Source organism: Frigoribacterium sp. AC512, assembly GCF_979258295.1.
Map to the genome: position 1 here is coordinate 2,334,589 of NZ_OZ409850.1, position 12,863 is coordinate 2,347,451.

Here is a 12,863-nt window from a genome sequence, read left to right on the forward strand (position 1 = left end):
GTTGCGGGCGGCGGGTTCCCGCGGCCCGCGGCGGGTGGGCGCTGACCAGCCGTCGGCGACGGGAACCCGCCGACATCAGACCCTGAGCCGGGGTCAGCCCCAGTGCGGCGGCACGTCGTCGCGGAGCTGACGGTCGTTCTCCCCGGACGCGTGCCGAGGAGGCTCGGGTGCGGGGGCAGGATCGCTGCCGGGCACCGGGTCGGTCGAGACCCGACGCCCGCCGCGACGCCGCACCACGAGCGGGGCCGACGCGACCGTCTCGACGACCGCAGGGTCGTCGGCGGGCCGACCCGCGCCTCCTGCGTGACCTTCGCCGGGGTCGCGTGCGCTCGTCATCGCGGTCAGAGCCGGTTGACGTGCTGGCGGGCCGACAGCGTCGGCACCTCCTGCGTGCGCGACCCGTCGATGCCGAGCACCTCGGCGACCCGTGCGGCCACGGAGTCGGGATCGGTGAACAGCTGGAAGGCGTGGACCCGGACGTAGTGCCAGCCGAGGCGGCGCAGCGTCTCCGGCCGCGCCCGCAGCGACTCGCGGAGGCTCGTGCGCGACAGCGTCGTGTCCGTCTCGATCGTCACGCAGACGCCGTCGTGCGCGGCGACCAGGCCCAGCTTGCCGCGGTGCCCGAGCGCGACGGGGATGCCCTTCGCCTCGAGGCGCCGTGCCAGGTCGACGAGCATCGGGTCGGAGTCGTCCGGCACGTGCTCGGCGCTCGTGCGGGCCTGGACCTCGGTCAGGATCTCGGACAGCGCGACGGTGCCGTGTCCCATGCGTCCGCCGTCGATGTCGTCGGGCTGGAAGCAGGTGACGATGATCATCGATCGACGGGCGCGGGTCATCGCGACGGCGAGCAGGCGCTCCCCGCCGGGCTGTCCGAGGGGCCCGAAGTCGCTGAGGACGCGTCCGTGCGGGGTGCGTCCGTAGCCGATGGAGAAGATCACGTGGTCGCGGCTCTGCGCGACGCTCTGCTCGAGCGTCGCGACCATGAACGGCTCGCCCCGGTCGCCGACGACGAACTCCGTCAGGTCCTTGTGGCCGGACACCGCCGTGAGGACGGCCTGCTGCACGCGCACGGCGTGCTTCGCGCTCGCGGTGATGACCATGAGCGACTCGGCCGGCCGGGTGCGCGCGTGCTCGACGACGAGCGAGACGACGCGGTCGACCTCGGCGTCGACGCTCTCGACGGCGCCCGACTCGGGGTCGGGCACGGCCGTGCCGCCGGAGACGTAGTCGAGCGCGATGCTGCCGTGCCCGAGGAAGCTGCCGGCCCAGGGCAGCGACTCGATGCGCCCGCCGTAGAAGCGGCGGTTGACGAGCTCGGCCAGGTCTTCTCCGCCGGCGCGGTAGCTGCGGGTCAGCGACAGGGTCGGCAGCAGGGTGGACAGGCGGGCGAGGGCGCTGTCGGCGTGCAGGGCGTCGAGCTCAGCCTCGTCGTGACGAGGCGGCTGCTTGCCCGGCGTCACGGCGATGTCGAACTCGGACGGCGTCTGCGTCACCGGGTCGCCGAAGGCCACCGTCTGCTTGCCACGGCGGATCGCCCCGACGTTCTCGGCGATGGTCGTCGCGCCGGCGTCGACGAGCACGACCGTGTCGAACGGCACCGTGTCGGCGATGGTGTGCACCTCGTAGGGCGAGGCCAGCCAGACGGGGGCGATGGCGCGGGACAGGTGCGGCGCGGCGTCGTGCAGCAGGCGGGCGGTGAGGTGCGGCTGGCGCAGCAGCGCCTTGAGGGCCGACGCCTCCTCCGGCCAGTCGACGAGACCGATCTTCCAGTTCTCGGCGAGCTGCCAGCCGAGCAGCTGGGCGCTGCCTGCCGCGTGAGCCTCGTCGACGAGCCGGAAGTCGGCCTCGAGCCGGTCGAGCATGGCGGTGTTGGCGCCGAGCAGGGCACGGTCGGCCTCGAGCAACGACTCGAGGGCCGAGCGCCACCAGGCGAGCTCGAGCTCGGCGGCGACCTGCTGCTCGGGCACGTGGCGGTTCGCGAGGTCGGTGATGAGCGGCGCCAGCTCGAGGTCGCGCAGGGTCGTCATGAGCTCGGTGCGCTCCTGCAGGTTCTGCAGCACGTCGCTCTCGGCCGCGAGGTCGCGCAGCCTCGGACCCAGCTCGGCGACGCCGATCTGGGTGAGGCTGTCGTCGCCCCGTAGGCCCAGGGGCGAGTCGAGGCGCTCGAGGTCCTGGCTGACCTGCTGGTGCAGCACGTGCGCGTCGGCGATGCCCGTGGGCACCTCGGGCGGCGTGCCCGCGACCACGTAGCGCTGCCACGCGATGCGCTGCTGCTGGATGCGCTGCAGGGCGCTGTGCAGGTCGGCGATGTGCACCCCGGGCCGCACGTATTCCTTCGCGAGCTTCTTGAGGCGACGACGGTTGGCGCTCGACATGTCGGGCGCCTCGCGCTTCGGCGCGGTCGCCGCGACGAGCTCGGCGACGGAGCGGTCGAAGACCACGGGCTGGAACTTGTCGAGCGTGTCGCGGATCTCGATGAGGAGGCGCAGGTAGACGCCCAGCTCGGCCACCGACTCGAAGGGGCGCATCCGGGTGCTGCCGATCACCTCCTGCGCTCGCTCGAGCAGGCGGGGCAGGTCGCGGTGGTGCAGGTTCTTGGCGAGCTGGTGGGCGTCGCCGGCGCCGAAGGAGTCGGTGAACCGGGCGCCGTACCAGGGCGAGTCGCCCGGGCCGTAGCGGAACTCGCCGAGGTTGGCGGCGTTGACCATCGTCTCGGCGACGCGGCGACGGCCGTCGACCATCGCCTCGACGCTGCGGCGGCTGAGGCGCGCAGTGGTCGCGGGAGGCGCGGGCAGCAGGGCGAGCCGCGACAGCTCGGTGAGGCAGTCGAGCACCGAGACGCGGAGTCCGTCGTCACGTCGGCTCAGGGCGCCGCGGTAGTCGACGAGCACCTTGCGGAGGCGCACGAGCGCGTCGTCGACCTCGCCCATCTGCGGGTGGGTGGCCTTCTCGTCGCGGCTGATGGCGCGGATGACGTCGCGGCGCAGCGTGGTCGGCGACACGGCGACGCCGGGCAGGCCGATGTCGGCGAGGCGGGCGGTGATGCCCCGCAGGGAGGCGCGGCGAGCGCTGACGACGAGCACCCGCTTGTTCTGCGACACGAGTCGCCCGATCGCGTTGACGATGGTCTGCGTGCCGCCGGTGCCCGGCAGCGTCTTGACCACGACCGAGGCGCCGGCCGCGATCTGCGCGACGACGTTCTCCTGCTCGGGGTCGGCGTCGAGCAGCAGGGTGTCGGTCTCGGGGCTGCGCTCGTCCTGGGGCGTCGCGGTGGTCGGGCGGTACCCCTCCTGCACCTGGCGGATCGCCATGGCGTTGCCGCCGAGCGCGTCGAGCACGGGGTGGCCGAGCTCGCGGGCGTCCAGCGCCATCTCGGTCGAGACCTCGGCGAAGGTCGACACCACGAGGCGTGGCTGCACGGTGAACCAGTCGAGGTGCGCCGTGAGGCCACGGAGGCGGTCGATCACGGGGTTGGGCGTGAACGCGCCCTCGCGGCTGGCGAGCGCGACGAACGCGTCGGCGTCGAGGGAGATGTCGAACTGGTCGTGCAGCGCGTCGGAGAGCGCCGGGTTGAGGAACGGCTCGCCCAGCAGCTTGACCTCGAAGTCGCGGCCGTGGCGCCGGATGGCGAGCGGGCGGAGCAGGACGGGCGCTCGGTGGTCGCGGCCGGCGAACGACCACGCGGCGACGCCGATGGCGAGGTGGACGGCGTCGATGCCGCGGACGGTGCTCAGCTCGAGGCCCTTCGCGGCGATCTCGCCGGCGGCGACGCGGGCCGTCCGGAGCGCGAGGTCGTCGCGGATGAGGCTCGAGAGCAGGGTCGTCTTGCCGGTGATGAACTGGGCGAGGCCACCGGGGTGGGTGGTGCTGAGCTCGATGCGGGCGCGCTGCTCGTCGCCGAAGTGCAGCAGGGTGGAGGTGCCGCCGACGACGCCGAGCTGGTCGCGCCACCCGGTGCGGGACGGCTCGGCCACGTTGCCGACCGCGAGGCCGGGGTCGCCGAGGCTCACCGTGCCGGGGGACGCTGCTCCCCCGGGCGCGCCCGTCGGGACGGCCACGGAACTGGTCCCGTCGTCGTCGTCGTCATGCTGTCTGTCGGCGCGCCACACACGGCCACCTTAAGCCGTCGTCACCGTGATCCGCCTCAGGACGGGCGGGTCGGCGGCGACTGGGCGACCGCCTCCTGCGCGCCGGGCCGTGGTCTCCGTCGTCACGATCGACGCGCGACACGTGTGGTCATGTCATCGGACGTGGTACGACGCGTGGCGCGCCGCGTTCGGCGCATCATGATGACACGTCCTCATATGTGACGCGCCGTCCGCGTCGGCTCATGTGTAAGGCGCGGCAGGCCTCGCATGGTCACGGAACGAGCGAGATCGTGCTCGTCATCACATATTTCTATCTATATCTGCTCAGGTGAGGTGGGAGTGCAGTACCGTCGGCGTCAACGGTCCTGTGGTGACGACGGATGCGCCGTCACCACGTGGCTGCTCCCCCGCCCTCCTCACGACCGGAGAAACGACATGCCCTTCGAGCAGAAGTACACCGACGAGACGCGCGAGCAGTCGCTCGCCCGCGTCCTGGAGCGCCGCGAGGCGGAGCCCGGCAACCGCGCCATCATCCGCGAGACCGCCGAGCAGTTCGAGGTCGGCGAGCAGTCGCTCCGTGGCTGGATCCGCGCCTGGGAGAAGGCGAACGCCCCCGCGGCGTCCGTCATCGCCGAGGAGGCGGCCGACACCGCCGAGGACGGCTCGGCCGTGCGCACCGACGGTGACGCGCAGGAGGAGCCGGCCGCCGCGCCGGCGCCCCGACGCGGTCGTCCGCCCGGCAGCGGCGCCAAGGGCGGCGCCGGCGACGACCAGGCGTCCGCCGATCGCGTCGCGGAGCTCGAGGCCGAGGTCGCCAAGCTCCGTCGTGACCGCGACACGCTCAAGGCGGCGATCGGCGTGCTCGTCGGCGACTGACCGACCCCGGCACAGCCGGGTGACCAGGCCGCGGCGAGCGCGGCGGCAGCGGGGGGCTGCCGCCGCGCTCGCCGCGGCCTCGTGCGTGTCGCGACAGGTGCCGCTCGTCGCGCCGCGTCGTGTCGCGACCCCGTGACACGGACGAAACACGCGCTGCCTATGCTGACGCGACGCGGAGCGCGCAGACGCCGCTCCCCGGACGCGAGGAGGACGCCATGGCCGGCAAGTTCATCGTCACGCAGGGCGAGTCGGGCGAGTACCGCTTCGTGCTCACCGCCGCGAACGGCGAGGTGATCGCGACCTCGGAGGGGTACCGGCAGAAGGGGTCCGCGCTCAACGGGATCGACTCCGTGCGCCGCACGGCCGTCGACGCGATCGTCGACGACCGCACCCTGGAGCCCTCGCCGACGCACGCCGACTGACCCGCGCCTCCGGCGCCCGCCTCCGTTCATGACGACGAGTCCTGAGCTGCGCGGTGGGGGGAGCCTGCGTCCTGAGTCGTGCACGAGTCAGGAGAAGACCCGGGCGAGTTCCTGAGTCAGCCGGGCTCGGCACCCGTCGCGACCGGGCGACCGGGGTCGGACGACCACGCGCTCCACGACCCCGGGAACAGCACGGGGTCGTAGCCGGCGACCGTCAGCGCGACGGCGGCGTGCGCCGCGGTGACGCCCGAGCCGCAGTAGACCGCGACGGGCTCGCCCGGCCGGACGCCCGCCTCCTCGTACCTCGCGCGCAGTGCGTCCGCGTCGAGGAACAGGCCCGAGGCGTCGAGGTTGCCCGCGGTCGGGACGCTCACGGCACCCGGCACGTGACCGGCCCGCGGATCGACGGGCTCGACCTCGCCGCGGTAGCGCTCCCCGACGCGGCTGTCCACGAGGGTGCCGTGCGCGGGGAACGCGGCGGCCCCCTCGGCGTCGACGGTGGGCAGCTGGCCCGAGCCGAGCACGACGTCGCCGGGCTCCGGACGCACGTCGCCGGTCTCGACCGGCAGGCCGGCCGCCGTCCACGCTCCGAGCCCGCCGTCGAGCAGCCGCACGTCGGCGAGGCCGGCCGCCCGCAGCAGCCACCACGCCCGCGCCGCGGACTGGCCGCCCAGGTCGTCGTAGACCACGACCGGTTCGCCCTCGCGCAGCCCCCAGCTGCGGGCGGACCCCTGCAGGTCGTCGGGCGTCGGCAACGGGTGCCGCCCCGCTGTCGGCGCCTCGCCGTGCCCGGCGAGCTCGGAGCCGAGGTCGACGTAGACGGCACCGGGCAGGTGGCCCTCGCGGTGCGCCGGCCGACCGTCGGGACGGTCCAGCCGCCAGCGCACGTCGAGGAGGCGCGGCGAGCGATCGCCCCGGAGCGACTGCTTCAGCTCGGCGACGGAGACGAGGGGGTGCGGCGCGGGGGCGCCAGCGGCGGTGTCGGCGGTGTCGGCGGTGTCCATGCCGCGAGGGTAGCCGCCGGGCCTAGGCTCGGGTCGTGCCCGACGCTCCCGCCCCGCAGTCTCCGTGGGAGGCCGCCGCGGGCGAGGCGCTCTCGGGGCTGCACCCGCGCCTCCTGCCGTACTTCCGGGCGATCCCGGCCGGCTCCGTCGGACGCGGCCGGGGCGTCTTCGCCCGGGCGGGCACGCCTCGGCGCTGGCTCTGGCCCGTGCTGTGGGTGCTCGGCCGTCAGGGCGTGCTCTTCGCCGCCTGGCAGCACGACGTGCCCTTCACCGTGACCAACCGCCCCGGCGTCGACGACTCGGGCGCTCCTGTGGTCAGGGCGGTCCGCACGTTCCGCTTCGCGTCCGGCGAGCGCCGCATGGTCGACGCCGTGACCGCGTCGTCGACCGGGCTCGTCGACCACCTGGGGCACCGGAGGCGCTGGTCGGCCGACCTCGTCGCGCACGCCCGCGACGGGGCCCTGTCCATGACGTCGGGCACGATGCGACTGCGCGTCGGCCGGCGTTCCGTCGCGGTGCCCGCGGCCGTGTCGCCCCGGGTGTCGCTGCGCGAGGAGTTCGACGAGGCCGTCGGCCGACAACGGGTCTCGGTGACCCTCGACGCGCCGCTCGTCGGCCGGATCTACGAGTACACGGGCCACTTCGACTACTCGGTCGAGCCCGACGACACAGGGGGAACCACATCGTGACCGACCACATCGTCATCGCCGGGGCGTCCGGCTTCATCGGCCAGCACCTCGCCGCCGCGTGGCGCGCCCGCGGCGCCCGCGTCAGCGAGATCGGCCGCTCGGGCCCGGACGCCCGCTGGGGCGACACGGCCGCGATCACCCGCTTGCTCGACGGCGCCGACCTGCTCGTCAACCTCGCGGGCAAGAGCGTGGACTGCCGCTACGGCCCGGCGAACCGAGCCGAGATCATGCGGTCGCGGGTCGAGACGACCCGGGAGCTGAGGGAGGCGGTGCTCGCCTGCGCCGCGCCTCCTCGGCTCTGGCTGAACTCGTCGACCGCGACGATCTACCGGCACGCCGAGGACCGCGCGATGACGGAGTCGACGGGCGAGCTCGGGCGGGGCTTCTCCGTCGACGTCGCGACGAGCTGGGAGCGCGAGTTCTTCGAGGGCGAACTGCCCGGCACGCGCCGTGTCGCCCTGCGGATGGCGATCGTCCTCGGCGACGGCAGCGCCCTGGTGCCGCTGATGGCCCTCGCTCGGGTCGGCCTCGGCGGGCCGCAGCTCGACGGCCCCTGGCCGGCGACGAAGGCGCGGCTCGCGGCCGGGACCCACCACCGCCAGGGCGCCGGAGGCGGGCGCCAGAAGTTCAGCTGGATCCACGTCGACGACGTGCTCGGCTCGATCGACTGGCTGCGTGAGCACGAGGACGTCGACGGGGTCGTGAACCTGTCGTCGCCGAACCCGAGCGACGACCGGACGATGATGGGGATCGTCCGCCGTGCGGTGGGCATGCCGATCGGGCTCCCCGCGACGCGCTGGATGCTCGAGCTCGGCACCGCCGTGCTGCGGACCGAGACCGAGCTCGTGCTCAAGAGCCGCTGGGTCGTGCCCGAGCGACTGGTCGAGGGCGGCTACGAGTTTGTGCACCCGCACCTCGACGCCGCCGTCAAGCAGATCGTCGCGGAGCGCCGCCGCCGCTGAGGGCCGGCCGCTCCCGGCCGCGCCCGGCCGGCCCGGCCCGGCTCGGCCCGGCCAGAACACGGGCTGCGGAGGCGAAAAGGGACGCCGCAGGCGTGGGCCCACGCCGGCGGCGTCCCTTTTCCCCTGCCCCACGGCTCACTGTCCCCTACGGCCCGCCGTGCGGCCCGCGGGCCGCTGAGCGGAGGGCGGCGCAGCCGGCCGACCGTAGGTGGGGCGACGCAGCGCCCACTCGGCGGGGCCCTGGCGGCCGACGCGCTCGAGCAGCACCGCGACGACGACCGTGACGAGCCAGACCCCGACGGCGATCAGCGAGATCGTCAGGGTGCCCGCGCCGACCCCGAGGCCGAGCGCCCACGGCTTCAGCAGCAGCACGAAGAGGACCGACTGCAGCAGGTAGCAGGTGAGCGAGCGCCGACCGACGGCGACGAGCGCCCGCACGGGCGCGGCGGCGGGGACGAGCACGGAGGCGGTCCGCGCCTCCTTCGCACCGACCCACCAGCCGACGAGGCCCAGCAGGGCGAGGGCGCCGACCACTCCGGTGGCGCCGTGCAGGACGCCGAGCAGGTACAGCACGGCGGGACCGGCCTGCCAGGCCCCGACCGTGGCGAGCACGAGCGGGAGGGCGCCCAGCACGCTGACGGGGAACCCGACGAGCGCGAGACGACGCAGCAGAGGGAGGTGCTCGGCAGGGCGCTCGAGGACGCGGCGGCGTCCGAGGAGCGTGCCCAGCACGGCGAGGGGCAGGAGCATGCCGACGGTGAAGGGCGCGGTGAAGACCAGCCCCACCAACGCGAGAAGACGCCAGAGCGCGTCGCCCAGGACGGTGCCGACGTCGACGGGCAGGCCGTCGATCCCCCCGGGGCCGCCACCGGCGAGACCGTCCAGGCCGGCCGCCGCGAGGAAGACCACGAGGGTCGACCAGCCCACGATCCGGAACGCGCGGTCGGTCGCAGCGAACATCGCGGCGAGGACGAGCCCGAGCAGCCCGTAGCTGAGCAGGACGTCGCCCTCGAAGAGGAACACGACGTGGAGGGCCCCGAACACGCTCAGCCAGAGGCTCCGCCGCAGGAGGAGCGCCCTGGCCCTGCCCCGCGGCACGCCCCGTGACGCCTGGCGCTGCACGAGCACCGTGAAGCCGTACGCGAAGAGCAGGGTGAAGAGGGGGAACGAGCGGTTGTCGACGAAGGTGCCGACGAGGACGTCGGCCACGTGGTCGCCCGTGCTGCCGTCGACCGGACGGGCCAGCGGGCCTGTGACACGGTCGGTCACGTAGTACACGCTGTTCGCGAGCGCGATGCCGAGCAGGGCGATCCCGCGCAGCAGGTCGGGGGCGACGAATCGGCCGGCCGCGGCCACGGGGCCGCTGTAGGCGACCGGAGCACCGGCGGCTGGCCCGGCCGTCGGGACGCCGAGGCCGACCGGCGGGGCCGCCGGCAGAGCCGGCGCGGGAGGCGAGGGGACGGCGGCTGGGACGGCATCCGGTGTCGAGGTCACGCCTCCAGCGTGTCGGATCGGCGGCTGCCGCACCTCAGCCGGTCGGCCGAGGTCGCTCGGCCGAGGCCGATCGGCCGGGATCAGTCGAGCGGCAGCTTGGCGGAGAGCTCGGCGTCGGACGGCTCCACCAGGTGGCTGCCGTCAGGGAACACGACCACGGGGATCTGCGTGCGGCCGCTGATCGCGAACGCGCGGTCGGCCCCGTCGTCGACCGACTCGAGGTCGACGTAGTCGTAGGCCACGCCCTCGCGGTCGAGCAGGGCCTTCGAGCGGCGGCAGTCACGGCACCACTCGGCGCCGAACATGAGGATGCGGTCAAGGGCTGCGTCGGACATCCGCCCATCGTACGCTCGGCCCCCTCGGGGTCCGTCCGGCCCGCTTCCCCCCGTGCAGACGGCCACCGCGAACGGTTCAGGCGAGCGGCCCCACCGGCGACGCCGTCTCGGCGCCGCGTCCCGTCTCGGCCGTGCGGGACGCGAAGACCTGGCGGAGGCGGACGACGGCGATCTCGACCATCTGGGCCCCCACCTCCTGCTTCTCGGCCTCGTCGTCGAGCTTGAGCCGACGGTCGAGCTCCGCGACGACCTCGTCGCGGCTGCGCCCGGCGGTGCGGATGACGAAGGCGCGACCGAAGCGCTCCTCGTACACCGCGCCTCCCTCGGCCAGGGCCTTGACGAGCTGGGGGTCGTCCGTCTCGTGGGAGGCGCGCTCCTCACGACGCCCGTACTCGTCGGCGCCCGCGTCGCCCGTGGCGGGCTCGGCGACGAGGTCGTGGTGCTCGAGCGCCTGGTCGACCTCGTCGGACGTGAGCGACCCGGCGCGGCGCGCGACGACGATCAGGGCGTCGACGTCGTCGAAGGGCGTCTGACCGGCCACCTCGTCGACCCAGCGCGGCACGGACAGGGCGGTGGCCAGCCGCTCGCGCAGCTCGCCTTCGGGGAGGTCGATCATGCCGTGAACTGTATCCGGCGACGGCCTGCCCGGCCCCGCGCGGCTCGCGCGCAGCCGGCCCCGGCCCCGGCGCGGCGGCGCGCGTGGCTAGGTTGGGCGAATGCGCATCGCCCTCGCCCAGATCTGGAGCACCCGTGACCCGGCCCGCAACCTCGGCGAGGTCGAGCGGGCAGCCGAGGAGGCGGCAGCCGAGGGAGCAGAGCTGGTCGTGTTCCCCGAGGCGGCCATGACCGCGTTCGGCTCCGACCTCGCCGCGGCGGCCGAGCCGCTCGACGGGCCCTGGGCCTCCGCCGTGCGGGGCCTCGCCGGGCGGCTCGGCGTCACGATCGTCGTCGGCACGTTCACGCCGGGGCAGGACGGCACGGTGCGGAACACGCTGCTCGTGGCCGGCCCGGGCGGCGAGCTGGCCGCGAGCTACGACAAGGTGCACCTCTTCGACGCGTTCGGCCACGCGGAGTCGGACTCGGTCGAGGGCGGCGACGAGGCCGTCACCGTGACCGTCGGGGGCGGCGGCGACTCCGCCCGTGCTGCCGTCGTGGGCCTGGCCACCTGCTACGACGTGCGGTTCCCCGCGCTGTTCCTCGCGAACGCCGCGTCGGGCGCCGAGGTCAGCGTCGTCGCCGCGTCCTGGGGCGACGGGCCCGGCAAGGTCGACCAGTGGCAGCTCCTGACCCGCGCCCGCGCCGCCGACAGCACGACCTTCGTCGTCGCCGTCGGGCAGGCCGACCCCGCGGCGGTCGCGGCGGCGGCCAGGACCTCGGGCGACGCCGAGACCGAGCGCGCGGCGACGGCCGCGGCGGCGAGCGCGTCGCCGACCGGAGTCGGGCACAGCCTCGTCGCCTCGCCGTTCGGGGCCGTGGTCGCCGAGCTCGGGGCCGAGCCGGGGCTCCTCGTCGTCGACCTCGACCTGGACGAGGTCGCGGCGGCACGGCGCACCCTGCCCGTGCTGGCGAACCAGCGCTTCGCGGTCGCGGGCCGTCCGCAGGGCTGACGCCGCACCACCTCGGGGGTGTCGGCGGGCGGGCCTACGGTGGGTCCATGACTCGTCCTCCGCAGCCCCCTTCCGTCGTCGTCGCGATCACGGGCGGGCGCGTGGTTCCCGTCGTGGGCGAGCCCGTCGAGGGCGGCACGGTGCTGATCCGCGACGGCGTGGTCGAGGCGGTGGGCGCCGCCTCCGACGTCGAGGTGCCCTCGGCCGCCCGGGTCGTCGACGCCACGGGCCGCTGGGTGCTGCCCGGCTTCGTCGAGGCGCACGGCCACGTCGGCATCAGCGAGGAGGCGAACGGGCCCGTCGGCAACGACACCAACGAGATGACCGACCCGAACACCGCCGGGGTGCGGGCGATCGACGCGATCGACATCGACGACGAGGGGTTCCGCGACGCCCTCTCGGGCGGCGTCACGAGCGTCGTCGTCAAGCCCGGCAGCGGCAACGTGATCGGCGGCCGCACGGTCGCGATCAAGACCTGGGGCAGCCGCACGATCGACGAGCAGGTGATCACGGAGGCGGTGAGCGTCAAGTCCGCGCTCGGCGAGAACCCGAAGCGGGTCTACGGCAGCCGCGACGCGCTGCCCTCGACGCGGCTCGGCGTCGCGTACGTGCTGCGGCAGGCGTTCGAGGACGCACGCTTCTACGCGGCGTCACGCGCGGCGGCGGCGGCGGCGGGCGAGCCGTTCCGGCGCGACCTGCGGCTCGAGACGCTCGCCGACGTGCTCGACGGCACCCTCGTCTGGGACCAGCACGTGCACCGGCACGACGACATCGCGACGGCGATCAGGCTCTCGGAGGAGTTCGGCTACCGCCTCGTCGTCAACCACGGCACCGAGGGGCACAAGCTCGCCGACGTGCTGGCCGAGAAGGGCATCCCGGTGATCTTCGGGCCGATGCTCACCTCGCGCACCAAGGTCGAGCTGCGCGATCGGGCGATCGCGAACCTCGCCGCCCTGGCCCGCGCCGGCGTGACGGTCGCGATCACGACGGACCACCCGGTCGTGCCGATCAACTTCCTGGTGCACCAGGCGTCCTTCGCCGTGAAGGAGGGGCTCGACCCCGTCGTCGCGCTCGAGGCGCTGACGATCAACCCGGCACGCATGCTCGGGCTCGACGACCGCGTGGGGGCGCTGGCTCCCGGGCTCGACGGCGACGTCGTCATCTGGTCGGGCGACCCGCTCGACGTGATGAGCCGTGCGGAGCAGGTGCTGATCGGCGGCGTCACCGTGTACGAGTGGGACGCGGCGGCGGGTCGAGGCCGCACCGTCGAGCGGGCTGAGCGGTTCGTCGCGGCTGCTGCCGCAGCGGCCGCCGGACGCGGCGGGCGCACCCGTGGTCGGCGGGCCAGCCGGCCGTAGGCCACGGCGGGCGCGCGGCGGCGGAGCG

The 12,863-nt window shown here is 74.6% G+C and carries 12 protein-coding genes; 6 read left to right on the forward strand and 6 right to left on the reverse strand.

The window, feature by feature from the left end; translation table 11 throughout:
• Positions 1-93 precede the first annotated feature (93 nt).
• Together ACZZ97_RS10620 and ACZZ97_RS10625 are read right to left on the reverse strand one after the other, a co-directional pair.
• A complete protein-coding gene (locus ACZZ97_RS10620) occupies positions 94-336 on the reverse strand; it encodes a hypothetical protein (protein ID WP_463473116.1) in 243 nt (80 codons plus the stop codon).
• 5 nt (positions 337-341) lie between these two features.
• Entirely contained in the window at positions 342-4,058 is a 3,717-nt protein-coding gene (locus ACZZ97_RS10625) for an AAA family ATPase (protein WP_463473117.1), read from the reverse strand.
• Positions 4,059-4,523: 465 nt separating this feature from the next.
• Between ACZZ97_RS10625 and ACZZ97_RS10630 the strand changes: the two genes are divergently transcribed.
• Together ACZZ97_RS10630 and ACZZ97_RS10635 are read left to right on the forward strand one after the other, a co-directional pair.
• Positions 4,524-4,964, forward strand: coding sequence for a hypothetical protein (locus ACZZ97_RS10630; protein ID WP_463473118.1), 441 nt, complete (start codon positions 4,524-4,526; stop codon positions 4,962-4,964).
• A 215-nt stretch (positions 4,965-5,179) separates the two neighbouring features.
• Positions 5,180-5,386 carry a YegP family protein gene (locus ACZZ97_RS10635; RefSeq protein ID WP_123547974.1) on the forward strand — a complete coding sequence of 69 codons (207 nt, stop codon included), beginning with the start codon at positions 5,180-5,182 and terminating at the stop codon, positions 5,384-5,386.
• A 116-nt stretch (positions 5,387-5,502) separates the two neighbouring features.
• On the opposite strand, the gene ACZZ97_RS10640 is transcribed toward ACZZ97_RS10635, so the two are convergent.
• Positions 5,503-6,390 (reverse strand): sulfurtransferase, encoded by an 888-nt coding sequence (locus ACZZ97_RS10640; protein WP_463473119.1) that lies wholly within the window; start codon positions 6,388-6,390, stop codon positions 5,503-5,505.
• Positions 6,391-6,425: 35 nt separating this feature from the next.
• Between ACZZ97_RS10640 and ACZZ97_RS10645 the strand changes: the two genes are divergently transcribed.
• Together ACZZ97_RS10645 and ACZZ97_RS10650 are read left to right on the forward strand one after the other, a co-directional pair.
• The gene (locus tag ACZZ97_RS10645; RefSeq protein WP_463473120.1) at positions 6,426-7,079 is read left to right on the forward strand and encodes a DUF4166 domain-containing protein; all 654 of its coding nucleotides are present in this window, start codon (positions 6,426-6,428) and stop codon (positions 7,077-7,079) included.
• Positions 7,076-8,041, forward strand: coding sequence for an epimerase (locus ACZZ97_RS10650; RefSeq protein ID WP_463473121.1), 966 nt, complete (start codon positions 7,076-7,078; stop codon positions 8,039-8,041). Before ACZZ97_RS10645 ends, ACZZ97_RS10650 begins: the two co-directional genes overlap by 4 nt.
• 135 nt (positions 8,042-8,176) lie before the next feature.
• On the opposite strand, the gene ACZZ97_RS10655 is transcribed toward ACZZ97_RS10650, so the two are convergent.
• The 3 genes from ACZZ97_RS10655 to ACZZ97_RS10665 form a co-directional block, all read right to left on the reverse strand.
• Positions 8,177-9,535 (reverse strand): DUF418 domain-containing protein, encoded by a 1,359-nt coding sequence (locus ACZZ97_RS10655; protein ID WP_463473122.1) that lies wholly within the window; start codon positions 9,533-9,535, stop codon positions 8,177-8,179.
• Positions 9,536-9,615: 80 nt separating this feature from the next.
• On the reverse strand, positions 9,616-9,870 hold the full coding sequence (locus ACZZ97_RS10660) for a glutaredoxin family protein (RefSeq protein ID WP_463473123.1): 255 nt from the start codon (positions 9,868-9,870) through the stop codon (positions 9,616-9,618).
• Between the two features lie 76 nt (positions 9,871-9,946).
• A complete protein-coding gene (locus ACZZ97_RS10665; RefSeq protein WP_463473124.1) occupies positions 9,947-10,486 on the reverse strand; it encodes a 2-oxo-4-hydroxy-4-carboxy-5-ureidoimidazoline decarboxylase in 540 nt (179 codons plus the stop codon).
• Between the two features lie 100 nt (positions 10,487-10,586).
• Between ACZZ97_RS10665 and ACZZ97_RS10670 the strand changes: the two genes are divergently transcribed.
• Both ACZZ97_RS10670 and ACZZ97_RS10675 read left to right on the forward strand, forming a co-directional pair.
• Positions 10,587-11,477 carry a carbon-nitrogen hydrolase family protein gene (locus ACZZ97_RS10670; RefSeq protein WP_463473125.1) on the forward strand — a complete coding sequence of 297 codons (891 nt, stop codon included), beginning with the start codon at positions 10,587-10,589 and terminating at the stop codon, positions 11,475-11,477.
• Positions 11,478-11,524: 47 nt separating this feature from the next.
• Positions 11,525-12,835: an amidohydrolase gene (locus ACZZ97_RS10675; RefSeq protein ID WP_463473126.1), complete on the forward strand. Its 1,311-nt coding sequence runs from the start codon at positions 11,525-11,527 to the stop codon at positions 12,833-12,835.
• The last annotated feature ends 28 nt before the right edge of the window (positions 12,836-12,863 follow it).